Source organism: Rahnella sp. RFA10(1/100) (assembly GCF_004195115.1).
GTDB classification, from domain to species: Bacteria; Pseudomonadota; Gammaproteobacteria; order Enterobacterales; family Enterobacteriaceae; genus Rahnella; species Rahnella perminowiae.
Genome location: NZ_SEWR01000007.1, coordinates 194,687 through 219,148, shown reverse-complemented (window position 1 = coordinate 219,148; position 24,462 = coordinate 194,687). Strand labels below are relative to the sequence as shown.

Sequence of the window (24,462 nt, the reverse complement as noted above, 5' to 3'; positions counted from 1 at the left end):
TTTTACCCCGCGTTCTCAGGCAGTGGCAACGCCGGAAGTGGTGTAAAGCCCGGCAGGCTTTCGATCCGTTTCAGCCAGCGGTGAATCGCCGGATAATCCGCCAGCGAAACGCCGCCTTCCGGTGCCGCCGCTACATAGCTGTAACAGGCCAGATCGGCAATCGTGGCCCGCTCCGTCGCCAGAAACTCGTGGTTTTCCAGATGCTGTTCAAGCTGCGGCAGGAATTTTGCCGACACTTTCAGCGCACTTTCATACACTTCCGGTGCTGAGAATTGTTTCACCATACGGGCAGATGCCGGGCCGTAGCGCACTTCACCGGCAGCGCGGGACAACCACTTTTGGACTTCCGCCGCCTGGAACGGATCTTCCGGTAACCAGTGACTGTCGGGTGCGTAGCGTTTCACCAGATACACCAGAATCGCATGACTGTCGGTGACAATGTGTTCGCCGTCGGTCAGCACCGGCACTTGTCGCAGCGGGTTTAACTGCGCGAATTCTGCGGTCTGGCGAACCTCTTTGCCGCCGTCTTTAGTTTCAAAGGGCAGACTGAGCATGTTCAGCAGCAGGATGACGCGGTGGCAGTGACCGGAAAGCGGCGTATTGTAAAGTTGAATGGCGGGCATGGGTTGTCTCCTTTTGAGGTATGAATCAAAGATTACTCTTGCGCCAGATGATTGTGATCCACGAAGATTGAAATTGAGCGTTTCACTTTGTGGAAGAATCTATGGACCGTTTGGATGAAATGGCGATTTTTGTCGCTGTACTTCAGTATGGCAGCCTGGCGGAAGCTGCCCGTAAACTTCACCGTTCTCCACCGGCCATCACCCGCGCCATCGCCTCGCTGGAACACCGGTTCGGCGCAAGGCTGGTCGAGCGCACCACGCGCAGTCTGGCGCCGACAGAAGCGGGCGCACGGCTGGCGGAAAAAGCCCGGCTGCTGCTCAGCCAGTATCAGAATGCGGTAGAAGATACCGCTGAAACTCAGCTCAGCGGCCTGCTGCGCATCACCGCGCCGGTGCAGTTCGGGCGTAAACACGTTGCGCCCCTGGTGATGGAGTTTCTGGCGCAACACCCTGATATGCAAATCGAAATGATACTCAATGACCGCAATCTGGATCTGATCGACGAAGGGTTAGATCTGGCGGTACGCATCGGTCATCAGGAAGATTCAGGCAAAGTCGCGCGCAAGGTCGCCGAAGTCACCCGCGTGCTGGTCGCCAGCCCGACGTATCTGGCGCAGCATGGCGAACCGAAGCATCCGTCTGAACTGGCGGTGCATCAGACGGTGACGGGCACGCTGCGCACGCAAATCTGCGAATGGCGTTTCGGGCCGCATGAGGATGATTTGCGCGTCCGGTTGTCGCCGCGTCTGCTCTCCAATGATGTGGAATCGCAGTTGCTGGCGGTGCGCAGCGGGCAGGGGATAGCACGGTTACTGTCGTATCAGGTGAAGGATGATGTGCAGGCGGGCCGTATGGTACGGCTTCTGGCGGATTTCGAACCTTTGCCTTTGCCGGTACAACTGGTGGCGCAGCAGGTCCAGCAGATGCCACGCAAGGTGCGGATATTCTGGGATTTTGCTTATCAGCGACTGAGTGCATTGCCTCAGCTTCATGCGTTAGACGCATCTTCTGAACAGTGACGCCGATCACGCCCGCTGGCGGCAAAAATAATCTACTCTGAGAGTTGTGCAAAAACAGTGAGTTACTTAAGGGCACGTTGTCCATTTGCTCACGCCAACCCAAAAGGAAAGGATGATGACCCGTAACCGGCTGAATCTTGCCACGCTTTTGATTCTGGCGCTCAGTGCGCCGTTTCCCCTGACCGTCAGTGCGCAAAGCCTGCCGCAGGATCCTGATGCGTCGGTGCCTGCGAAGAATTACATCACGGCGGTGAATCCTGATTTAACCATCACTTACCGGTTGTATGCGCCGACGGCTGAACATGTCGATGTGGTGACCGGTGCCACGCCGGTGACGTACATTCCACATCAGATGACCAAGGACGATAAAGGTATCTGGAGCTGGACGTCAGATGTACAAAAACCTGATCTCTATGAATATTTCTTCAACGTCGATGGCTTGCGGATTGCCGATCCGGGCAGTGCAATGCCCAAGCCACAGCGTCAGGTGAATACCAGCCTGATTCTGGTGCCGGGCAGTATTCTGGATGTGAACAAGGTGCCGCACGGAGAAGTGCGTACACTGACCTATCATTCCGTCGCGCTGAATTCTGAACGTCAGGTCGCGGTGTGGACGCCACCGGGTTACAGCGATGCCTCACAGCCGCTGCCGGTGCTCTATTTCTACCACGGTTTTGGCGACACCGGCCGCTCGGCGCTGGATCAGGGTCGCATTCCGCAAATCATGGATAACCTGCTGGCGGAGAAAAAAATCGTGCCGATGCTGGTGGTGATCCCGGATACAGAAACCGATGCCAAAGGGGTGGTGCCGGAAGATTACGTCACCAAAGATCGCCGCAAGGAATTCTATCCGCGCAATGCTGCCGCTGCCGATAAAGAACTGACCGGTGACATTATCCCGCTGATTTCCAAAACTTTCCGCGTACGTGATGATGCCGCCGGACGCGCGCTGGCCGGGCTGTCACAAGGGGGTTATCAGACGCTGGTCAGCGGCATGACGCACCTCGACCAGTTCGGCTGGCTGGCGACCTTCAGCGGTGTCAGTACCACGACGGTGCCGAATGCCGACATTGAGAAACGCTTCGCCGAACCGGATAAAATCAACGCGCAGCTGAAAAACTTTACGGTCGTTGTCGGCGAAAAAGATGTGGTAACGGGCAAGGATATCGCCGGACTGAAGTCTGAGCTGGAAGAGAAAAAGATTAAATTCGATTACCACGAATACCCGAAGCTTGGCCACGAAATGGACGTCTGGCGCCCGGCCTATGCGGAGTTTGTGCAGAAGATATTTAAGTGATCTCAGCGCCCTCCCCTTCGCAGGGGAGGGCGCTGATCGGCGCTTAAAGATTACGCTGTTTTCTTCGCCTGCTGGCTGTGGCGTTCCAGCAGCGGTTTCAGGAAGCGCGCGGTATGCGATTCTTTGCATTCCGCGACGGTTTCCGGTGTACCGGCGACCAGAATCTGTCCACCGCCCGCGCCACCTTCCGGCCCGAGATCGACAATCCAGTCCGCGGTTTTAATCACGTCCAGATTGTGTTCAATCACCACGATAGTATTGCCCTGATCACGAAGCTGATGCAGCACTTCCAGCAGTTGCTGGATATCGGCAAAGTGCAGGCCGGTGGTCGGCTCGTCGAGAATATACAACGTCTGACCGGTGCCGCGTTTGGACAGCTCACGCGCCAGTTTCACACGCTGTGCTTCACCGCCGGACAGCGTGGTCGCGGACTGGCCAAGGCTGATGTAGGTCAGACCGACGTCGATCAGCGTCTGCAATTTACGCGCAAGCGCAGGGACGGCATCAAAGAAATCACGCGCTTCTTCAATGGTCATCTCCAGCACTTCGTGGATGCTCTTGCCTTTGTATTTAATTTCCAGCGTTTCGCGGTTATAGCGTTTGCCTTTGCACTGGTCACACGGCACATAAATATCCGGCAGGAAGTGCATCTCGACTTTGATCACGCCGTCGCCCTGACAGGCTTCGCAGCGGCCGCCTTTGACGTTAAAACTGAAACGCCCCGGCGTGTAGCCGCGTGAACGTGATTCCGGCACACCGGCAAACAGCTCGCGCACCGGCGTGAAAATACCGGTATAGGTCGCCGGGTTGGAGCGCGGCGTACGGCCAATCGGGCTCTGGTCGATGTCGATGACTTTATCGAAATGTCCCAGGCCTTCGATTTCACGGTACGGCGCGGCTTCAGCAATCGTCGCACCATTCAGTTCGCGCTGTGCCAGCGGGAACAGCGTGTCGTTGATAAGCGTCGATTTACCGGAGCCGGACACGCCGGTGATACAGGTAAACAGGCCCACCGGCAGCGTCAGCGTGACGTCTTTCAGGTTATTGCCTTTAGCGCCCGACAGTTTCAGCACTTTTGCCGCATCCGCAGGGACGCGCTGTGCCGGTACAGAGATTTCACGTTTGCCGCTCAGGAACTGCCCGGTCAGTGAATTCTCGGTCGCCATAATGTCTTCAGCCGTACCTTCAGCCACCACTTCGCCGCCATGCACGCCCGCGCCCGGTCCGATATCAATAATATGGTCAGCGGCGCGGATGGCGTCTTCGTCATGCTCAACCACAATCACCGTGTTACCGAGGTCGCGCAGGTGGATCAGTGTTTCCAGCAGACGTTCGTTATCGCGCTGATGCAGGCCAATGGAAGGTTCATCAAGTACGTACATCACGCCCACCAGACCAGCACCAATCTGGCTTGCCAGACGGATACGCTGGGCTTCGCCGCCGGACAGTGTTTCCGCAGAACGAGACAGCGAGAGGTAATTCAATCCGACATTCACCAGGAATTTCAGGCGATCGCCGATCTCTTTCAGCACTTTCTCAGCAATTTTGGCGCGCTGGCCGCTGAGTTTCATATTGCGGAAGAAATCCATCGCATGACCGATGCTGAAATCGGAGATTTCCGGCAGCGTGGTTTCTTCGACAAACACGTTACGGGCTTCTTCACGCAGACGGGTGCCACGGCAGGACGTACACGGACGGTTGCTGATGTATTTCGACAGTTCTTCACGTACCGCGCTGGATTCCGTTTCTTTATAACGGCGTTCCATATTGTGCAGCACGCCTTCAAACGGATGGCGACGAATCGAGGTATCACCGCGATCGTTGATGTATTTAAATTCAATCGTAGTTTTGCCGGAACCGTGCAGGATGGCATGTTGTATGTCGCTGCTCAGTGCATTAAACGGCGCTTCCACGTCGAAATCATAGTGCTCGCCCAGCGAGCGCAACATCTGGAAGTAATAGAAGTTACGGCGATCCCAGCCACGGATCGCGCCACCTGCCAGTGAAAGCTCAGGATTCTGCACCACACGATCAGGATCGAAAAACTGCTGTACGCCCAGTCCGTCACAGGTCGGACAGGCACCGGCCGGGTTGTTGAACGAGAACATACGCGGTTCAAGCTCACGCATGCTGTAGCCACACACCGGACAGGCAAAGTTAGCCGAAAACAGCATTTCTTCCGCTTTCGGGTCATCCATATCGGCGACCACGGCGGTACCGCCGGAAAGCTCGAGCGCGGTTTCAAACGATTCCGCCAGACGCTGGGCCAGATCGTCACGTACTTTAAAGCGGTCGACGACCACTTCAATGGTGTGTTTTTTCTGCAGTTCTAATTTCGGCGGATCCGACAGGTCACAGACTTCGCCATCAATACGCGCACGGATGTAGCCCTGCGACGCCAGGTTTTCCAGCGTCTTGGTATGCTCGCCTTTGCGGTCTTTGATGATGGTCGCCAGTAACATCAGGCGCTGGCCTTCCGGCTGCGCGAGTACGTTATCCACCATCTGGCTGACAGTCTGGGCTGACAGCGGAATATTATGATCCGGGCAGCGCGGCTCGCCCACGCGGGCAAACAGCAGGCGCAGATAATCGTGGATTTCCGTGATGGTCCCGACGGTAGAGCGCGGGTTGTGTGATGTTGATTTTTGCTCAATCGAAATCGCCGGAGACAGACCTTCAATATGGTCGACGTCCGGTTTTTCCATTAAGGATAAAAATTGGCGTGCGTAGGCTGACAGCGACTCGACGTAGCGGCGCTGGCCTTCGGCGTACAGTGTATCAAACGCCAGAGAAGACTTGCCTGAACCAGATAAGCCGGTGACAACAATCAGTTTGTCGCGCGGGATAATCAGGTTGATATTCTTGAGATTATGGGTGCGTGCGCCCCGAACTTCGATCTTATCCATTCATCATTCCCGGATTAACTTGATAGCTCACCGTGCCGGTGACCGCCGTGAAAACCTGTTTCGCGCCAGTCATCGAATCGGGCACAGAGAAGAACGTAACGCGCAATTATGACACAAATCACAGCCTGTGCCACCCCAAAACCTGAATGTATATCCAGTACTCGATGTAACGATGGAATGTTTGCTGAACAATCTGGAAAGAAAATCCCAACGTTTTACATCCATGGTACGAAGGCAACGTTTTGTGGTTATAATGTCGCGAAGTGAGTTCCTCACACCCCAAACTGTGGTTTCAGCCACGACATACATCATCAGGAGAATCCACATGGCCAGCAGAGGCGTAAACAAAGTTATTCTCGTCGGTAATCTGGGGCAAGACCCGGAAGTCCGCTACATGCCTAACGGCGGTGCAGTCGCCAACATTACTCTGGCAACGTCTGAAAGCTGGCGTGACAAAGCAACCGGCGAGCAGAAAGAAAAAACGGAATGGCACCGTGTTGTGCTGTTCGGTAAATTAGCTGAAGTTGCGGGCGAATACCTGAAGAAAGGTTCCCAGGTTTACATCGAAGGCGCACTGCAAACCCGTAAATGGACCGATCAGGCTGGCGTTGAAAAATACACCACCGAAGTCGTGGTTAACGTGGGTGGGACCATGCAGATGCTCGGCGGCCGTGCCGGCGGCGGCGCACCAGCAGGTGGCGGTCAGCCATCCGCAGGCGGCCAGCAGGGCGGTTGGGGTCAGCCTCAGCAACCACAAGGCGGCAACCAGTTCAGCGGCGGCCAGCAGGCACGTCCGGCTGCGCAAAACAACGCGCCAGCACAGAACAACGAACCACCAATGGATTTCGACGACGATATCCCGTTCTGATTTGTTGCCTTCGGGCTCCTCTGTCAGAAAAACAAAAAGCCCCGAAAGGGGCTTTTTGTTTTCTGGCTTTTACCGCTCTCAATCTTTTGCCGACGCACCAGGCTGGCTCATTGCGCCGCCATTGCGTCAAAACAGCGCCTCGTTTTAGCGCATTTTTTTCCCGTTCAGGGCTGCGGCGGATTGTACTTAAGATTGTATACAAGGCTCCGGCGGCAAATCGCTTTTGTGGTACAGAAATTGCTTTTCTCCAGAGAGACTCAGGGGAGAAAAATATGAAAGCGATCGTGATTGGTGGCGGGATTGGCGGTGCATGTGCGGCGATTGCGCTGAAGCGTTTTGGTATCGAAACGGCGGTATACGAGGCGGTGAAGGAGATCAAACCGGTAGGCGCGGCGATTTCTATCTGGCCTAACGGCGTCAAATGCCTGAATTATCTCGGCATGAAAGAGGCGCTTCGTGAACTCGGCGGCAATATGCGCTTCATGGCCTACAAAGACTATCAGCAGGGGCAGACCATGACGCGGTTCAGTATGGAACCGCTGATCCAGAGCGTTGGCGAACAACCCTATCCGGTGGCGCGTGCTGAACTGCAATCAATGCTGCTTGATACCTATGGCCGCGATAAGGTGCAGTTCGGCAAGCGCGTGACGCATGTTGAGGAATCTGACGACAGCGTCACCGCCTGGTTTGACGACGGCACCTCCGCGACCGGCGATTTACTGATTGCGGCCGACGGCACCCATTCTATTATCCGCCAGCATGTGCTGGGCTATGCGACGGAGCGCCGCTACGCCGGTTACGTCAACTGGAACGGTCTGGTAGAAATCGATGAAAGTATTGCGCCTGCCGATCAATGGACGACATTTGTCGGCGAGGGTAAACGCGTTTCACTGATGCCGGTAAGCGGCAACCGTTTCTACTTTTTCTTTGACGTGCCGCTGCCGAAAGGCTTGCCGCAGGATCGCACCACCGTGCGCGATGATTTGCAGGGTTACTTTGCGGGCTGGGCAGAACCGGTGCAAAAACTGATCAGTCAGATCAACCCGGAGACCACTAACCGCGTTGAAATCCACGACATCGAACCCTTTATGCAACTGGTCAAAGGCCGTATTGCGTTGCTCGGCGACTCCGGCCACAGCACCACGCCGGATATCGGGCAGGGCGGCTGTGCGGCAATGGAAGATGCGATCGTACTGGCGAATATGTTGCAAACCAATTCGTTAGGCATCGAAGATGCGCTGTTGCGTTATCAGGAGAAACGCGCCTGTCGCGTGAAGGATCTGGTGCTGAAAGCGCGTAAACGCTGCGATGTCACTCACGGCAAAGAAATGGCCGTGACCGAACAATGGTACGAAGATCTGAAAAGTGAAACCGGCGAGCGCATTCTTTCCGGTATGTGTGAAACCATTCTGGGTGGGCCGCTGGAATAAATCCGGGGCGGTTTTTAAAAGAAATAAATTTTTACACATCCTTAAAGTTCCCTGCGTTTTTGCCGAAAATAACATCAGAAGGATTAGGGTATCCACTGGCGCTACGGCGCAAAACATAGGGACTTATCGGGATGACAGTTATCTCCTCGGCAGGTAATCAGGCGCTTAATACACTGGTTACGACGACAAAATCACTGACGGCGGTGTCCTCCGCCGCCAGTCAGCAGCAGGCTTCAACGGCGCAATCAGCAGCGGTGATTATCGGCCAGACGGACACCACGTCGCCGGTCTATACCATTACCAAACCGGTATTAGTCTGGGAACGCTCTTCCAGCGACCTGATGTCTTCCAAACTCGCATCGAATTTCAGCAACGCCGGCAATGCGTCGCGTTTTGCCGGGCTCGGCGCGGCGCTGCTTGAGCGTTTTACCACTGACGGCAGCAGTTATTCGCAATCGGTAATAAAGCAAACTTCGGCTTCGCAGGCCACTGCGGCGGCCAATGTGGCTGCCCAGTCCCAACTCCATACCAAAGCCGATAATCAGATAAGCCTGAGTATTAAAACCGCCAGCGGTGCACGGGTGGATATTACGCTGGGCAGTGGTGATGACGGTCTTGGCGTGCAGGTGAATGTCAGCAAAGGCACGCTCAGTGATGCCGATCGCAAAGCGCTGGCGGGGCTGGCGGAAGGTTTCCAGAAAGCGATTGATGGTCTGACGGCGCAGCCGCCGAAGCTGGATCTGAGCGGTCTGACGAAGTTTGATTCCTCGGTACTGTCATCGGTGGATTTACACGCTACGCTGGGCACCACCCATACTCAGACGCTGGATTTTCACGCTGATGCCAATACCCGCTCAGTGAAATCGACCGGTATTGCCGGTACGGTGGATATCAGCGTCGACATGAGTAAGCGCGCACTGCTCGGCACAGAAAACCAGCAAAAGCAGGCGCTGAACAGCTATCTCAAACAGATCAACAGTGCGGGTAATCGTGGCAATGCTGATGATTCGCTGATGACCATGTTCAAAGAGGCTTTTACCGCGCTGAACAGCAATTATGGCGATACGGCGACAACCTATAAAAGCCGGGGTTCTGAGCCGGTGTATTTCTCGCTGACCAAAACCGATAAAAACATGATGACCGGACTGGCGGATTTCACGGCCTCGGTGACGCAGACGCCGGTCAGTTCTACCAATCCGATGCGCCCGGATGAAACGGATACATTCTCTTATCAGGTGTCGCAGGCCAGCACCATCACCGGCACCAACACGCAGGATCGCAATATCACGCAGAAACAGCAGTCACATCTGGTCGCCAGCTACCATGAGTCGCTGACACCGGGGCTGAAACTGAATCTGACCAGCGACCGTAACTCGCAGAATTACCTTTACTACCAGATTGATGACACGGCAGAAAGCACGACGTCCGTGCAATATCACAAAGGTGCGCTGGTGAGTGCGTCGGTGGATCAGTCCGCCACCAACTCAACACATATTCAGAAATATGTGAAAGGTGCGCTGGAATCCGACATCACCACGCCGGAAATCACGTCGAAAACTACTGACCTGCTCGGCAAGCTGCAATCCGCCTGGGAAAATAACGCCCCGCGGATGTCGTTCCGGGATTATCTGGATCATCAGACATTGCCGGATCTGAGCGGGATGGTACTGATGGAATCGGATCCTGCGGTATTAAAAAATCATTAATCCTTTGCAGTAACGTAATTAAATAAACGGAAAATATAAGCCTCTCTGAATATTTCAGGGAGGCTTTTTATTTATCGGGGATGTGATGTTTATTAATTTAAAATTGGAGACAGGAAATATAATGGAAATCCTTCGTTAAACATTTAAGGAATGAATGTGCAGCTCTTACCATTAACCGCACTATTACTCTTTTTTCCTCTGAGCGTATTTGCCAGTCAGGATATCTCGCCGGAGCCATTAAGACTAAAGCAGGCAATGCAATCTGCGATGGACAGCCTGGGCAGGCAAACCACGCTATGTGACAAAAAAGAGCAACAAAAGCCGAAAATCACCGCAGAAGATCTGAAGCCTTTTGATCGGGAAACGATATCTACTGCGCTTATTTACTTTAAAAATGAATCGCTGAAATCCTGTATTAAACAGCAAGAATATGAATATATGCTGAGTATGATTGCCTATGCGGGCAGTTTTCCTGAAAGCGCACATAGCGGGCAAGATTATCAAACAGTGATCGAATCTTTGATTGTCCTTTCGCCAGGTGCAAATCCCTCTGTGATAAAAACAGAAGGTCGGTTTTTAGCTTTACCCGCACCTTTACAGGAAAAACTTAAACAGACATTCCACTCGAAAACCTTCGATCTCGAATTCGTGCTCAATTATTACGACATCCACGGGCAGGGAAAAAATAAATCCTGATCCAGGGCTAACGTATTAGCGGCCCCGTCCGGGGCTGTTCTTTTCTCTTTAATGCTTACCTGGATATCTCAAACTTCGTCCCTTTCACCACAATTTCATCAAATTGCAGATGATGCATAAACTCGCGCAAAATCAGCAGCGTGGCGGCGAAATCATTGCCGTCAGGAATGCCTTCGAAATGCGCAGGACGGCCATTAATCACCAGCGCCAGCCGGTCAAACGTGCGTTCCACTGCATCCCGCGACAACGTCATAACTTCGTTTTCCGCCTCACCGGCAATGCGGGCCAGCACGCGGATGTCGTTGTCTGTGCTGAATAATTTAGCGCCCGGTGGAATGTCGTGCCGGATGCGCGTCACTTCATCTTCGACCACCATAATGGCGGTTTCCATTTCATCCGGCGTCGGCGGTGAATGGCGGAAATAGCCGACGGAGGTGAGTTGAGAGCCCAGTGTCAGGAGCAAACTTTTATCTTCGCTATCGTCATTACGGACGATAACTTGCGTTTCTTCGCTGCCGATATGCAGCAATACAGCAGGTGTGATCATCGGCTTCTCCCAATCGTTAACGTTGTGACGTCATGCTTTCTGAGCAGAAAAACTATCATGTCAGATGCGAATCACGCCGCGCAAACTCTTTCACCATCCAGTCGATAAACACCCGCACACGGGGCGAAAGCTGGCGGTTACGCGGGTAAAGCAGGGAAACCGGCAGCGAACCGGCCGGGAAATCCGCCAGAATTTGCACCAGGCTTCCCTGTGCCAGATCCTCCAGCAGACCGTAATGCGGCACCTGAATAATTCCCATCCCGCGCCGTGCGGCTTCTTTCATGCTTTCCGCGCCGTTGACTGACAAACTGGTTGGCAGCAGGATTTCGCGTGTTTTGCCTTGCTGCTGAAAAACCAGCGGCAGCAGCCCGCCGGTCGCACTGGAACGAAAACCAATCATCCGGTGACCGGCCAGATCGTCAGGTGTTTCTGGCGTTCCACAACGTTGCAGATAGTCCGGGCTGGCGCAGGTAATTTCCGGCAACGTACCAAGCGGCCGCGCCACCATATCGCTGTCTTTCAGCTCTCCGGCTCGGATCACGCAATCGATGCCTTCCCGCACCAGATCCACCAGCCGGTCACCTTCACTCATGTAAAACTCAATGTCGGGATACTGCGCCAGAAAATCCGGCAGGCCGGGCAGCAGAAAATGCCGCGCCATCGACCCGTGCACATCCACCCGCAACAGCCCTTTTGGCTGCGCACCGGCAAAGGCCATCTCGGCATCTTCCACATCCGCCAGGATACGCAGACAGCGCTGATAATAGGCTTCGCCATCCAGCGTCGGGCTGACGTGGCGGGTGGTGCGTTGCAGAAGCCGGATGTTCAGCCGCGACTCCAGTTGCTTAATGGCATCGGTCACCGTCGAGCGTTTCAGGTTCAGCGCCTGTGCAGCCTGGGTAAAACTGCGCAGTTCCACCACGCGGGTGAATAACTGCATGCTGTCGAGCTTATCCATGATAATTGTTCACCTTTTCCGGATAGTGATAACGAATATCAGGTAATTATCCGGCAGCGTCAATCGGCTACGCTTTCCTCACCGACAACAGATCCGAATCACTGAAAAAAGGGAACGCATCATGACTTCATCCAAACCGAAAGTCGCGCTGGTCACCGGCGCATCACGCGGTATCGGCGCCGCCATCGCAGAGCGTCTGGCGCGCGACGGTTTTACCGTGATTGTGAACTACTCACGCGGTGCGTCAGAAGCCGACGAGGTGGTCAGAAAAATTGAACAGGCAGGCGGAAAAGCCATCAGCGCGCAGGCGGATGTCAGCGACGCGGCGGCGGTCAGCCGGATGTTTGCCAGCGCGGAACAGGCGTTTGGCGGCGTGGATGTGCTGGTGAATAATGCGGGTATTATGACGCTTTCCGCTATCGCCGACACCGACGATGCAACATTCGACCGCCTTATCGATATCAACCTGAAAGGCACTTTCAACACGCTGCGTGAAGCGGCGAAAAACCTGCACGACGGCGGACGTATTATCAATTTCTCATCAACGGTTGTCGGGTTATATCAGCCGACTTATGGCGTGTATGCCGCGACCAAAGCCGCTGTCGAGGCGCTGAGCCGCGTGCTCACCAAGGAAATGCGCGGCCGCCAGATAACCGTCAATACTGTTGCGCCCGGTCCGACGGCAACGGATTTATTCCTCAACGGTAAATCCGAACAACTGGTGGAAACCATCGCCAAAACCTCGCCGCTCGAACGCCTCGGTCAGCCGGAGGATATCGCCTCCGTGGTCGCCTTCCTCGCCGGACCCGACGGTGCCTGGGTCAACGGCCAGACGCTGAAGGTGAATGGCGGGATTATTTAATCCTTCCGTTTAACGCAGGAAAATAAAAAGCCGGAATGCAGCTCGCAAAAACCCGTACCAGGAATACTGTGACGGGTTTTTGGTTGTATACTCTTTGTAGATACAACGGTGGAGAAATGAACATGCGTACTCGGGCCACATTACAGAAATGGGGTAACAGCATCGCGTTAAGGCTGTCCGGAAATTTGAAGTCAATTCCACAATTCGAGGAAGGTGATGTCGTTGATATCGAGATTTCTGAAGACGGGCTGCAAATTCGTAAAGCCGAAAAGCAGAAGGTCACTGAGGCCAGCTTGTTATCGGGGCTGAGCGCGTATAATGCTCACGCTGATGAATTGGCAGAACCGACTGACAGGGAGCTTGATTATTAATGTATTTACCAAAGCGCGGGGATATTTGCTGGCTGGATTTTGAACCCACCAAAGGAAAGGAAATAGGCAAATATCGACCAGCGCTGATCCTGTCTCATGAAACTTATAATCAGGTTACCGGGCTGGTGATTTGTATGCCGGTGAGCAGCAGTATCCGGGGCGCGCCGACCGAAGTGCCGCTCAACAATCTGAGCGCACCTTATGTGGTTGCCACCACGTTGATACATACAATGGACTGGCGGCACCGGCAGGCTAAGTTTATCGCTGTTGCCGAAGATGGTGTGTTTAACGATGTACTTGCCCGGATTATTCCGCTGATTGGCGGTGAGAACTTACTGGCCTGAAGTTAATCTTCAGGCCACGTATCATGCGTATTGCGCTTCGCCGTTGCCGAAGGACCAGTTTTCTTTCGGCACTTCGACCAGGCTGATGAACACATCTTCCAGACGTAATCCGACTTTTTCATGCAGCCCGTAAGCTACGGCGTGATAGAACGCCTTTTTCATTTCCAGTGTACGGCCGGCGTTGAGCGTTACCTGAATCACAATGCAGTTCGGGCTGCGCTGGATATTCAGATAATCAGGAGAAATCATCATTTCTGCCGGAGAGTGCTCGGAGATGACAATAAACTTGTCGTTTTCCGGCGCATTAAGAGCTGAGCGCAGCGCGTCATAGACCACTTCGCCGACGGTTTTGCGGTAGGTTTCAGGTTTTCCTTCAACCATATCAATACGTACAAAAGGCATTTTATTCTCCTCATTATTTTCTGTAGGGCGTGCATCTCTGAGGATGCGGTCGTTAAGGTATGCAACACGAGGAGTAGAGTTGTCGAGCGATTTTTTGTACGTACCGGTATTCTACGTACACTTCCTCATTAGCCCTTGCTTATCTCATGATACTTAAAAGTATAATAATAACTAAGGTAAAATAGTTCGTTTTCAGTAAAAGTAATAATCCGTTGTAAATGATATTTATCATGCCTTTATTGCAACTTTCTTGGTATTTTATGTCCCCTTTTTCTGATAACGATTGTTTTCAGAATTCACAGCAATAGTTAATTCAAGCATAGCCTTTCGGCGTTTGCTTCTTTCATGTTCCAAAAGGATCACAATGCTGTCAAAAGTGCTGGAATCTTTGTTAAGTGCAATGGATTCATCAACGATAACCGATTGTTTTATTTGGGCTGTTGTACTCGTTTTTTTTGGTGCTTTATATGCCAGGTATAAGAGTAAATCACCCCGTTTTTTGGAATACGCACCGACTTTAATGACTGCGCTTGGGATCTTGGGGACCTTCGTAGGGGTCGTGATTGGACTTTTGCATTTCGATACAACCAATATAGAACGCAGCATTCCTGTCTTATTGGGGGGATTAAAAACAGCATTTATTACAAGTATTGTCGGTATGTTAGGTGCTCTAGCATTTAATATTTTAGATACGATGCTCTCCTCCCCCCGGCCAAACGGTATGAATGTAGCCCAGCCAGAAGCGGTGACGCCTGATCATATTCACCAGGTTCTCCAGTCGCAGCACAAGCTTTTAGAACGAATTGCGTTCGGTTTTGATGGAAATGATGAGGTCTCTTTAGTGGGGCAATTGAAATTGTTGCGCACTGACATGGGTGATATTTCTAAATTGCAAAGAAATCATCATGAAGAGTTCAGTCAGAAATTATGGGCTGAACTGACTCACTTTGGCGATTTGATGGCAAAAGGCGCAACAGAGCAAATCATCGATGCCCTGAGAAAAGTCATTGTCGATTTTAATAATAACCTTACGGAACAATTTGGTGAGAATTTTAAGGCCTTAGACAGTTCTGTTAAAAAACTCGTTGAATGGCAAGGTGCTTATAAAGACCAAGTCGAAGTGATGAGTGAGCAATATAAGCAAAGTGTTGATTCGCTTATGGAGACAAAAAATTCTGTCGCGGGTATTTGGGAAGAGTGCAAAGAAATCCCTCTCGCAATGGCAGAACTGCAAAATGTATTGAAGGTCAATCAGCATCAGATTGATGAACTTTCAAGGCATTTAGACGCTTTCGCGACCTTAAGAGATAAAGCCACCGAAGCTGTCCCTGCAATTCAAATGAAACTGGATGAAGTTGGGGAACAATTAAAAGCCGGTGCTTTAAGTGTCAGTGCTTCGCTGGAACAGACTGGCGGACAGTTGTTGGTCAATGCTAACTCTATGCGTGTTGCTCTGGATGAAGGTGCAGAAGGTTTCAGAAACTCCGTAACGCAAACCCAGCAATCTTTTGCTTCTATGGCACATGACGTAGCGAACTCCTCAGAAGTCCTGACATCCTCTCTTGGAGAAACTGTGGAGGAAATGAAGTCCAGCGCCATTGAACTTCTTACTTCGATGCAAATCTCTGTATCCGACATGGGAGGAAAACTGAAAGATCATTCTGCGGACCTTTCCGCAATGATGAAAACTCAGTCTGATGAACTTTCTGGCGCGTTGAAAAGTAATTCGAGCAATATGCTGGATACTCTGCAGAGTTCGTTTGATAAGGCAAACTCCGGACTTACCGAACATGTTAATGATTCCCTAGGTCGTTTTGGAGAGGCAATCAATAGTCAGCTCAAAGCCTTCGGAGAGGCAACCGATCGTGAAATGAATCGTGAATTACAAATCCTGGCTGATTCACTTATTTCGATCAGTAAAGGCTTCATAAATAACTATGACCAGTTAATTAAAGAATATCAGGTTGTTATGGGGCAACTTAAGTCGATGATTAACAGCAATGAGCGCAGGTAAAAAATGGAGAAATTCTTAGGTAAACCTGTGGAAGTTAAAAAACAGGACAATGAACACTGGATATCCATGTCAGATCTGATGGCGGGGTTAATGATGGTGTTCCTTTTTATTTCTGTTGCTTATATGCACTATGTTCAGGTAGAAAAAAATAAGATCAAAGAAGTCGCCGTTGCTTATCAGAATGCACAAATAGAACTTTATAATGCGCTTGAAATGGAGTTTGCCAAAGATCTGCCTGACTGGGATGCTGAAATTGATAAGCAAACATTAGAATTTCGTTTCAAATCCCCAGATGTATTGTTCAGAACAGGTAGCTCGGATCTTCAATTAGGATTTAAGTCTACTCTCGATAACTTCTTTCCCCGGTATCTTACCGTGCTTGATAAATTTAAAGAACATATTACTGAAGTCAGAATTGAAGGCCATACCAGTAGTGACTGGACCGGGACATCTGACCGTGATGTTGCTTATTTTAACAATATGGAATTGTCGCAAGGTAGAACCCGAACAGTACTGGAATATGTCTATGAAATGGATGAAATTAAAAGCCAGCGGCCTTGGATAAAATCTCATTTTTCAGCAGTAGGTTACTCATCATCACACCCCGTGCTTAACGCTTCTGGCAGAGAAGACCCGAGCCGCTCAAGACGAGTCACCTTTAAAGTCGTCACTAATGCTGAGTTGCAGATTCGACGGATAATTCAGGAGTAATATAATGAAACTTAATATTAACTTATCTGAATTAATCCGGCTGGGAAAACGCATGCTACCAGAAGGATCGGGTTTTATTTTGGGCGAAAAGTCAGTGAGTTTTGAACCTTTAGATGTTGAATTGGAAAGCGGTATAAAAATCAACATTAGTGAGTTGGATGCCGGCACAGGGTTGATTTCATTTAAGGGACGTCAGGTTCTACTTTATATCCGAGATCATAGTCAAATATATGATTCTGCAATAGCTGATCCTGGTAGAGGCAATAAATTTCATATTGCATGGTGTAAAACGCTGGATACTATGCGGCAGGACGGTCGTTTTGGTCGCTATCATGCAACAAACCGACTTGATGGATTTTTCGAAATCGACGATGGCCATGGAAAACATCAGGATATCGAACTTAAAGTCTGTAAAAATTGTCTGGAGAAATTGAATTATCGTGAAAGCGCTAATAAGGCCGTTAGACATATTGTGTTTGCTTCTTTTGTGCTCAAAGATTTCTTTTCTCATTACAGTACTTGTTTTAGCTATATGCCTAAAGGTTTATATAACGCCACAAATAGCGGCTATACTGAAGACTGGAAAGAAATATCTAACAGGATAAGAAAGAGAAGTGGTTTTGTATGCAGTGACTGTGGTGTTGATATGAGTTCACACCGTAATTTGTGCGACGTACACCACAAAGATGGTGTGAAATATAATAATACGGAAGAAAATCTAGAAGTCGTTTGTCGCGATTGTCACCGGAAAAAACCGCAGCATGGATGGATGTTCCTTTCATCATCGGATATGCAAGTTATAAAGGCTTGCCGACTACAACAAGGCGTTAATAACGTCAATACCTGGAGTGACGTTTATTCCCTTACTGATACTTCTATTCATGGCGATATTAATATATTAGAAATGAAGAAATATCCATTACCCAAGCTGGGTTATCAGATAGAAAATGCGGGGCAGGGTAGAGAAATAACTCTGGATGCTGCCTGGGTATCGGAAAAAATTGCTGTAAATCTGGAGCCCGTTTTTTTGCCCGGTTGGACTATTTTTACAGTCAGTGAAGCTGTGTCATATATCAATGAAGGCTAAGGCTGCCGGTTTGCGGCGACCTTGCCAATTGTGTGACGTTACTGGATTTACTTAAACCACAACAGCCTTCCTCCTGAACATCCCCCGCCAGCCTGGGCGACAGAACATCACCAGATTCCCCAGCAGTATCAGCGCCAGCCCGATAACCGCATTAGTGTGCCACTGATAACCTTCATAAAATGTTGAAACCGTCAGCGCGACCAGCGGGAACAGCAGTGTGCTGTAGGCCGCCTGACTGGCACCGATACGGCCAACCAGTGTGAAGTAAATACCGAAGGCCAGTACCGAACCAAACACGGAAAGATAAACCAGTGAGCCGAGATATTGCGGTGTCAGGTCGATGGCAAAGGAAGCGCCCTGCACCAGACTCAGCGCGCCCATGACTGCCGTGCCGTAAAACATTGCGTAGGTGTTTGTGGAAAGCACATCCAGCCCGTGACGCTGATGGCGTGAACTGATCATATTCCCCAGCGAGAAGCCGTAGGTGCCGAGCAGGCTGAGGCCGATGCCTTTTAGCAGTTCCGGTGCAATGTGTGCCGCACTCAGATCATGCCAGAACAATGTGATAATGCCTGCCAGCCCGAGAACCGACGCCGGGATCACTGCCGGAGCCAGTTTCTGGCGGAAAAACAGCATGCCATTGAAGGCGTTAAACAGTACAGCCATCGAGAAAATCACCGATTCCAGCCCGCTGGTGATGTAGGCTGCGGCGTGATAGAAGCAGTAAAAATTGAAGCAAAAAACGCAGCAACCCTGAACCACGCAGAACAGGTGATCTTTCAGCGCCAGGCGGCGCAACCGGCGTGTTGCCAGCAATGCCAGCAGCATGATCACCGCAGCCAGCAGGAAACGGTAGAAAACGGACACCGTCACCGGTACGTCCCCCTGTTGCAGATAAATCGCAAACCAGGTGGTGCCCCAGATCAGGATCACCGAAATATAAAGCAGTGCGTTCATAGAATTCTCTCACCCGAAAAGTAATGACTGAGGGAATTCTGCGGTAACGGCAGGCGTCTGGCTTTCAGCGATTTGCGCTGAGTTGCATATTCTTGCGCATTTTTCCGGTCACCAGCTCAGCAAGATCTGGCTCTGCGGCGGGGAAAAACCGTAAAATGAGCGTCATCTTTCTTCCACACGGGCATGTCATGACTAAGGTTTATCAGGCTTTCGAAACGCTGCGTCAGCATAAAGCGGTTCTGCATGACAGTGTGGCGCTGGGTTCCGGCATTCAGCTGGCGGCGTGGTCGAATAAAAATGACATCGTGAATCAGGAAAGCGCCGATCACCATACGCTGAGCCTGTACGTGGCCGATGGCTACGAGTGTTATCACAAAACCCGCAGTGGCTGGCGTAACGGCGGCGGGCCGGATCGTTTTTGTCTGATGCCCAAAGGCAGTATGTCGAGCTGGGATGTGCGCGACGATTTATCGTTTGTGCATCTGTATTGCTCCGACGAACATCTGCGGCATCTGGTGGAGCAGACCTGGGATCGCAGCCCGGCAGCGATTGAGCTGGAAGAACGCACATTCGAAGAAGATCCGCAAATTACGTTATTATATCGCCACTTTTTGCTCAGCAGTCAGTGGCAGGAAAACAGTAATCAGCTGATGCTGAGCAGCGCCGCCAATCTGCTGATGGCGCATCTGGTGAAACATTACACCCGTCTGCAATGGGCGCTGCCAACGGTACGCGGCGGTCTGGCACCGCATATTCTCAACCGCCTGAAAGATTATATTCATACCCATCTCGCGGAGCCTTTATTACTGCCGGAGCTTGCCGCGCTGGCAGAACTCAGCGAATTCCACTTTGCCCGCATGTTTAAACAAAGCATGGGGATGGCGCCGCACCAGTACGTGATGAATGCCCGCCTGATCCGCGCGGAAAATTTGCTAAAAACCAGCCGGATGGACATCACCACAATCGCGCTCGAATGCGGTTTCAGCTCTGCCAGTCATTTCAGTAACCGCTTCAAATCTGTGCGCGGCATAACGCCGACGGCGCTGCGTGGCGGCATTATTACCTGATTTTTATTTCCTGCTAAAACCTCTCTTCCTGTCTGGGCAATTACGGTGCTAACGTAATGGTTCTTCACCTTATTCAGGAAAAACCATGCAGACCTCCGCTCCCGTTATCGAAACCGAACGTCTGATTTTACGGGGTCATCATATTGATGATTTTGAATACATTGCCGCGCAATGGGCCAATCCGGCCGTCGTGAAATATATCGGTGGTACACCGTCAGGTCGCGAAGCCAGCTGGAGCCGCCTGTTGCGTTATCCGGGTCACTGGCAGATGCTCGGTTTTGGTTACTGGATTGTGTTCGAAAAATTGCAGGGTACAGAAGGTGCGTTTGTCGGCGAAATGGGTCTGGCGGATTATCAGCGTGACATCACGCCATCGCTCAATGGCATGGCAGAAATGGGGTGGGTGATTTCGCCGGCATTTCACGGCAAAGGTTACGCCTTTGAAGCGGCAAAGGCGGTGCTGAACTGGGCCGGTGCACATGTCGATCGCCAGCTATGCTGCATTATTGCGCCGGAACATCAGGCCTCCGTTCGTCTGGCGGAAAAGTGCGGTTTCGTGGCTCAAACCGATACCACTTATCATGGCTCAGCCACGCGGATCTTCGTTCGTCCGTCGTGACCGGCTATTCATGCATCACATTAACAGGAGCAACCATGCTAAAGATTCTGGGTAAATCACCGTCGATCAATGTACGTAAAGTGTTGTGGACCTGTCATGAACTGGGGCTGGACTTTGAACAGGAGCAGTATGGTTCGGGTTTTCAGTCTGTCCAGACAGCGGAATTTAAGGCGCTGAACCCGAATGCGATGGTGCCGGTGATGATCGACGGCGAGTTTGTGCTGTGGGAATCCAACGTGATTTGCCGGTATCTGGCGGCGCGTGAAGGACGTGAAGATTTGCTGTCATCCGACCCGAAACGTCGTGCCCTGGCCGAGCAGTGGATGGACTGGCAAGCTGGTGAACTGAATAATTCCTGGCGTTATGCGTTTCCGGCGCTGGCGCGCAACAGCCCGCAGCATCAGGATCCGGCACTGATTGACGCCGGTGTCAGTGAATGGAACCGTCACATGCAAATGCTCGAAGAACAACTTCAGCGTAGCGGCGATTATATTCTGGGCGATAATTTTACGCTGGTGGATATTCCCATCGGGCTGGCGGTGAACCGCTGGTCGATGACACCCATGTCGCGTCCGGCCTTACCGGCAGTGACAGCCTATTATGACCGGCTCAATCAGCGCGAGGGATATCGTCTCTATGGCCGCAATGGCTTAGTCTGATCCCCGACATGCTTCACGCTGCCTTCATTCACCCCGGTCACTTACTTATGTAAGCTCCCGGGGTCTCATTCAGTTGCCGCCTGAATGCCACGAGAATGATGTCAGGAAATATTAATTATTTAACAGACGTCGGGTTTATTTAAAATCCACCTGCATCAGTTCACTAATAGACTGACCGCGGGTTGAGGAAACACATTTATCAATATAGCTATTGAAGGCGGCGGGTTTTGGAATACCCATGTCCAGTAACCGGGAATTATCAAATTTCACGTTTAACTGCGCAAACCCGCCGTAAAGTTTAATTGCGCGTAGAATGATTTTATCATTGCACGGGCCGAGTACATCTTTAAATTGTTTACGGATGCCGGTAAATTCCTGATAACTGATTTGTTCATATTCACTGATAATCCGCGGAGCATTATTGGCTTTTGCCACCGAAGTATCTATTTCATGAAATGGTGTACACATCTCTTCGCCGGAAGAAATATGATAGAAATTATGGCTGAGGCTTTTGGCGAGACACAGTTTTACCAGCACCATCGCGCAATAGTCTACCGGAATGACATCCACCTGATCGTCGAGCGTGCAGGTGAATTTCTTCAGTTTAATTGCCATCATGAACACCCAGAAGATGCTGCTTGAAGGCTGGCAACCATGCTGAGTGTGGCCGACGATAATCGACGGTCGGGCAACCACGAACGGCAGCGACGGGCATTCGGCGCGGACGAGATTCTCAATCGCGCGCTTGGAAGCCGTGTACTGCACCAGATCTTCGTTCTGTTCGTTGTCCGGCATACCTTCGTAGAAAACGCTGTCTTTATCCGGCATTGATGCCATTGCCGTGCCGACATGCACAAATCGCTGCAAACCTTTGACCTGTGCCATGCGTTTGGCGAAGGTCAGTGAACCTTCGACATTTACGCGCCACATAGCCGGATTATTGCCAAAAGAGGCGATCGCAGCGCAGTTAATAACGTGCGTGACATTATCTAAACGTGAGTCATGAATAAAACTTTCCGGTTCGGCCAGGTCACCGGTCAATATAGATTGCTCATTCAGTGCAGAAAAATGGGCATCATTTAATTCAAATTTCTTCAGGTTATCAATAATTCTGGCGAGTCCCGTCGCTTTATCGTCAGCCCTGACTAAGAGTAATAATGCATTATTGGTGGTAAGTTGCTGGCGCAGGAAATATTCGACGACAGCTCCGCCAACAAAACCAGTGGCACCGGTTATTAAAATAGTATTCATATCAGAAAGACCTGCAACGGGAAATTACCGGCACAGTACCACCTCTATTGTAAACGGAACGTATACCATTTTTGGGCTTAAATAAACGAAGGGTAAACAGCACGAAAAGCTTAAAATTGATAAAAAGTTCCGGAAACATAAAAATTTTCTCACCGCAGATTTTACTTACAGAAGGAAATAATTATCGGGCGTGAATTAATTATTTAAGCCAAATTTAATGCTGTTGCAATAAAATTCTGAGGGGTTTTACCGGTGAAAAGAACGGCTAAAAAGTGATAACGTATGTGCATAAAGTATCCACTCCATCGCCACTACGTTAAACTGTACCCCTGAGAACAGTGAGCGATAAGGATCAGAAAGGATGACGCGAACGGCGTGTCTGGTGTGTAATGCAGGGAATATTGCGCAGGTCATTCCCTCATGCGCTGAAATAAGGTACAAGGCTGCATGAAAATCCCAAATAGAATCCAACCTCTGGTGGATGACGGCCTGATTGATGATGTGGTCCGTCGACTGAAAAGTGGCAAAGAGGCCGACGTTTACACCGTGTTATGCGGTGAAGAGATCCGTTGCGCCAAAGTGTATAAAGAAGCGACACAACGTAGCTTCAAACAGGCCGTGCAGTATCAGGAAGGCCGTAAAGTCCGTAACACCCGCAACGCGCGTGCGATGCAAAAAGGGTCAAAGTTCGGGCGTAAACAGCAGGAAGAATCCTGGCAGACAGCCGAAGTGGATGCGCTGTTCCGTCTGGCGAATGCCGGTGTGCGCGTGCCGCAACCTTACATTTGTCTGGACGGTGTGCTGCTGATGGAGCTTATCACCGATGCTGACGGCGTGGTCGCGCCGCGCCTCAGTGACGTCATCCTGACGGAAGAAGAAGCGATAGCCGATTTTGAGACCATGATCCGCAACATCGTGCGCATGCTGTGCGCCGGTATCGTTCACGGTGACTTATCGGAGTTTAACGTGCTGATGGATGCCGAAGGGCCGGTGATTATCGACCTGCCGCAGGCCGTCGATGCCGCTGCCAATAATCACGCCGAATCGATGTTCGAACGCGATGTGAATAACATGACGGAGTACTACGGCCGGTTCGCACCGCAGCTGCTGGAAACGCGCTTCGCCAAAGAAATCTGGGCATTGTACGAAGACGGCAAACTGACGCCGGAAACTATTCTGACCGGGCTGTTCACCGAAGATACGCATAAAGCCGATGTGGATTCGCTGCTCGATGAAATCACTGCCGCTGAAGATGAGTATTACGACCGTCAGCGGGCAATGAAGGAAAGAGACCTCGATCACTAAGGCATGGTTGTAGGTCCTCTATTCCGGCATTACCGCATGTTTTCCGCAAAAACCTGCGTTCTGCAAAATACGCTGGCCGGTTTCTGAGAGGATAAAGTCTGCCAGCGGTTTCCCTTTCTCCGTGCAGGTCGCCAGCGCATAACGGGCCCGCACGTTATAATCTGCCGGAATATTGAAGACTTCCAGCGCGTCGTTTTCCCGTAACAGCGTGGCATAACTGGTGTAGCCGATGAAAACATCGGCCTGACCGCTGCAGATCAGCCATTCTGCCGCCAGTTTACCTGCCGGGATTTTTGCCGATTTTTCACCGCCCACCAGACGCAGTGCTTTGTTGCGTAAAATCGCCCCGGCATCAGGATGCCGCCTTTCAATCAGTTCGAACATCTGCCAGGTGTAATCACCGGAAGGATCGCTTTGCGGTGTGGACGTCGCCAGACGAAAACGGGGATCCAGTAACACGCTCAGCCAGTTGAGTTTTTCCAGTTCCGGCCCTTTTCGGGCGGTGACACACAGGCTGTTACCGCAAAATGCCTCCACTTCCAGCGCCTTACCGTGCTGCTGCAACGTCAGTGGATGCGCGGTGTTGGCGGAAGCAAACAGATCGACCTTTTCGCCCTGTTCGATCCGTTCGCGCAACAGCCCGGCGGGGCCGAATTCTACGTCGATTTTGTTGCCCGTCTCTTCCGTAAAGGCATCGCACAACGGTGCCCATGCGCGGCGCAAACTCCCTGCCGCCAGCACTTTAATCGTCTTTGTCATCAGG

Annotated in this window: 24 protein-coding genes; 16 read left to right on the top strand and 8 right to left on the bottom strand. The window is 51.4% G+C overall.

Features of this window, described 5'->3' with window-relative positions:
• Window positions 1-2: 2 nt before the first annotated feature.
• Window positions 3-623: a glutathione S-transferase gene (locus ETV65_RS19855; RefSeq protein ID WP_129954805.1), complete on the bottom strand. Its 621-nt coding sequence runs from the start codon at window positions 621-623 to the stop codon at window positions 3-5.
• A 101-nt stretch (window positions 624-724) separates the two neighbouring features.
• Here ETV65_RS19855 and ETV65_RS19850 point away from each other — a divergent pair, with 101 nt between their 5' ends.
• Window positions 725-1,642 carry a LysR family transcriptional regulator gene (locus ETV65_RS19850; protein WP_129954804.1) on the top strand — a complete coding sequence of 306 codons (918 nt, stop codon included), beginning with the start codon at window positions 725-727 and terminating at the stop codon, window positions 1,640-1,642.
• Between the two features lie 115 nt (window positions 1,643-1,757).
• Window positions 1,758-2,939 (top strand): esterase, encoded by a 1,182-nt coding sequence (locus ETV65_RS19845; protein ID WP_129954861.1) that lies wholly within the window; start codon window positions 1,758-1,760, stop codon window positions 2,937-2,939.
• A gap of 50 nt (window positions 2,940-2,989) precedes the next feature.
• On the opposite strand, the gene uvrA is transcribed toward ETV65_RS19845, so the two are convergent.
• Window positions 2,990-5,845 carry an excinuclease ABC subunit UvrA gene (uvrA, locus tag ETV65_RS19840; RefSeq protein WP_129954803.1) on the bottom strand — a complete coding sequence of 952 codons (2,856 nt, stop codon included), beginning with the start codon at window positions 5,843-5,845 and terminating at the stop codon, window positions 2,990-2,992.
• A 325-nt stretch (window positions 5,846-6,170) separates the two neighbouring features.
• On the opposite strand from uvrA, the gene ETV65_RS19835 reads away from it, so the two are divergent.
• From ETV65_RS19835 to ETV65_RS19820, 4 genes are all read left to right on the top strand, one after another.
• Window positions 6,171-6,713: a single-stranded DNA-binding protein gene (locus ETV65_RS19835; protein WP_095924349.1), complete on the top strand. Its 543-nt coding sequence runs from the start codon at window positions 6,171-6,173 to the stop codon at window positions 6,711-6,713.
• 272 nt (window positions 6,714-6,985) lie between these two features.
• A complete protein-coding gene (gene hpxO / locus ETV65_RS19830; RefSeq protein WP_129954802.1) occupies window positions 6,986-8,143 on the top strand; it encodes an FAD-dependent urate hydroxylase HpxO in 1,158 nt (385 codons plus the stop codon).
• Window positions 8,144-8,274: 131 nt separating this feature from the next.
• Complete coding sequence (locus ETV65_RS19825; protein ID WP_129954801.1) at window positions 8,275-9,849, top strand: hypothetical protein; 1,575 nt, start codon at window positions 8,275-8,277, stop codon at window positions 9,847-9,849.
• Between the two features lie 156 nt (window positions 9,850-10,005).
• Window positions 10,006-10,545 carry a hypothetical protein gene (locus tag ETV65_RS19820; protein WP_129954800.1) on the top strand — a complete coding sequence of 180 codons (540 nt, stop codon included), beginning with the start codon at window positions 10,006-10,008 and terminating at the stop codon, window positions 10,543-10,545.
• Window positions 10,546-10,600: 55 nt separating this feature from the next.
• On the opposite strand, the gene ETV65_RS19815 is transcribed toward ETV65_RS19820, so the two are convergent.
• Complete coding sequence (locus tag ETV65_RS19815) at window positions 10,601-11,092, bottom strand: hypothetical protein (RefSeq protein WP_129954799.1); 492 nt, start codon at window positions 11,090-11,092, stop codon at window positions 10,601-10,603.
• Window positions 11,093-11,147: 55 nt separating this feature from the next.
• Complete coding sequence (locus ETV65_RS19810) at window positions 11,148-12,050, bottom strand: LysR family transcriptional regulator (RefSeq protein ID WP_129954798.1); 903 nt, start codon at window positions 12,048-12,050, stop codon at window positions 11,148-11,150.
• Window positions 12,051-12,171: 121 nt separating this feature from the next.
• On the opposite strand from ETV65_RS19810, the gene ETV65_RS19805 reads away from it, so the two are divergent.
• The 3 genes from ETV65_RS19805 to ETV65_RS19795 all read left to right on the top strand — a co-directional run bounded on the left by ETV65_RS19805 (window position 12,172) and on the right by ETV65_RS19795 (window position 13,627).
• Window positions 12,172-12,912, top strand: coding sequence for an SDR family oxidoreductase (locus ETV65_RS19805; protein WP_129954797.1), 741 nt, complete (start codon window positions 12,172-12,174; stop codon window positions 12,910-12,912).
• A gap of 116 nt (window positions 12,913-13,028) precedes the next feature.
• Complete coding sequence (locus tag ETV65_RS19800) at window positions 13,029-13,283, top strand: transcriptional regulator (protein ID WP_235173420.1); 255 nt, start codon at window positions 13,029-13,031, stop codon at window positions 13,281-13,283.
• Window positions 13,283-13,627 (top strand): type II toxin-antitoxin system PemK/MazF family toxin, encoded by a 345-nt coding sequence (locus ETV65_RS19795; protein WP_129954796.1) that lies wholly within the window; start codon window positions 13,283-13,285, stop codon window positions 13,625-13,627. The genes ETV65_RS19800 and ETV65_RS19795 overlap by 1 nt, the downstream gene beginning before the upstream one ends.
• A gap of 21 nt (window positions 13,628-13,648) precedes the next feature.
• Here ETV65_RS19795 and ETV65_RS19790 read toward each other — a convergent pair whose 3' ends face one another.
• Entirely contained in the window at window positions 13,649-14,029 is a 381-nt protein-coding gene (locus ETV65_RS19790) for a tautomerase family protein (RefSeq protein ID WP_129954795.1), read from the bottom strand.
• Between the two features lie 364 nt (window positions 14,030-14,393).
• Between ETV65_RS19790 and zorA2 the strand changes: the two genes are divergently transcribed.
• From zorA2 to zorE, 3 genes are all read left to right on the top strand, one after another.
• A complete protein-coding gene (gene zorA2, locus ETV65_RS19785; RefSeq protein WP_129954794.1) occupies window positions 14,394-16,043 on the top strand; it encodes a type II Zorya anti-phage system protein ZorA2 in 1,650 nt (549 codons plus the stop codon).
• A 78-nt stretch (window positions 16,044-16,121) separates the two neighbouring features.
• The gene (gene zorB2, locus ETV65_RS19780; protein WP_238483592.1) at window positions 16,122-16,754 is read left to right on the top strand and encodes a type II Zorya anti-phage system protein ZorB2; all 633 of its coding nucleotides are present in this window, start codon (window positions 16,122-16,124) and stop codon (window positions 16,752-16,754) included.
• Window positions 16,755-16,758: 4 nt separating this feature from the next.
• Window positions 16,759-17,841 (top strand): type II Zorya anti-phage system protein ZorE, encoded by a 1,083-nt coding sequence (gene zorE, locus ETV65_RS19775; protein WP_129954792.1) that lies wholly within the window; start codon window positions 16,759-16,761, stop codon window positions 17,839-17,841.
• A 51-nt stretch (window positions 17,842-17,892) separates the two neighbouring features.
• On the opposite strand, the gene ETV65_RS19770 is transcribed toward zorE, so the two are convergent.
• The gene (locus ETV65_RS19770) at window positions 17,893-18,798 is read right to left on the bottom strand and encodes an EamA family transporter (protein WP_129954791.1); all 906 of its coding nucleotides are present in this window, start codon (window positions 18,796-18,798) and stop codon (window positions 17,893-17,895) included.
• A 188-nt stretch (window positions 18,799-18,986) separates the two neighbouring features.
• Between ETV65_RS19770 and ETV65_RS19765 the strand changes: the two genes are divergently transcribed.
• From ETV65_RS19765 to ETV65_RS19755, 3 genes are all read left to right on the top strand, one after another.
• Window positions 18,987-19,865, top strand: a complete 879-nt coding sequence (locus tag ETV65_RS19765) for an AraC family transcriptional regulator (RefSeq protein ID WP_165383761.1) — start codon at window positions 18,987-18,989, stop codon at window positions 19,863-19,865.
• An 85-nt stretch (window positions 19,866-19,950) separates the two neighbouring features.
• Window positions 19,951-20,484, top strand: a complete 534-nt coding sequence (locus tag ETV65_RS19760) for a GNAT family N-acetyltransferase (protein ID WP_129954789.1) — start codon at window positions 19,951-19,953, stop codon at window positions 20,482-20,484.
• A gap of 35 nt (window positions 20,485-20,519) precedes the next feature.
• Complete coding sequence (locus ETV65_RS19755; protein ID WP_129954788.1) at window positions 20,520-21,143, top strand: glutathione S-transferase; 624 nt, start codon at window positions 20,520-20,522, stop codon at window positions 21,141-21,143.
• Between the two features lie 135 nt (window positions 21,144-21,278).
• On the opposite strand, the gene ETV65_RS19750 is transcribed toward ETV65_RS19755, so the two are convergent.
• A complete protein-coding gene (locus tag ETV65_RS19750; RefSeq protein WP_129954787.1) occupies window positions 21,279-22,394 on the bottom strand; it encodes an SDR family oxidoreductase in 1,116 nt (371 codons plus the stop codon).
• A 447-nt stretch (window positions 22,395-22,841) separates the two neighbouring features.
• Here ETV65_RS19750 and ETV65_RS19745 point away from each other — a divergent pair, with 447 nt between their 5' ends.
• Window positions 22,842-23,699, top strand: coding sequence for a PA4780 family RIO1-like protein kinase (locus tag ETV65_RS19745; protein WP_129954786.1), 858 nt, complete (start codon window positions 22,842-22,844; stop codon window positions 23,697-23,699).
• An 18-nt stretch (window positions 23,700-23,717) separates the two neighbouring features.
• Here the strand turns inward: ETV65_RS19745 and ETV65_RS19740 are convergent, their stop codons facing one another.
• Window positions 23,718-24,458: a molybdate ABC transporter substrate-binding protein gene (locus ETV65_RS19740; RefSeq protein WP_129954785.1), complete on the bottom strand. Its 741-nt coding sequence runs from the start codon at window positions 24,456-24,458 to the stop codon at window positions 23,718-23,720.
• Window positions 24,459-24,462 lie beyond the last annotated feature (4 nt).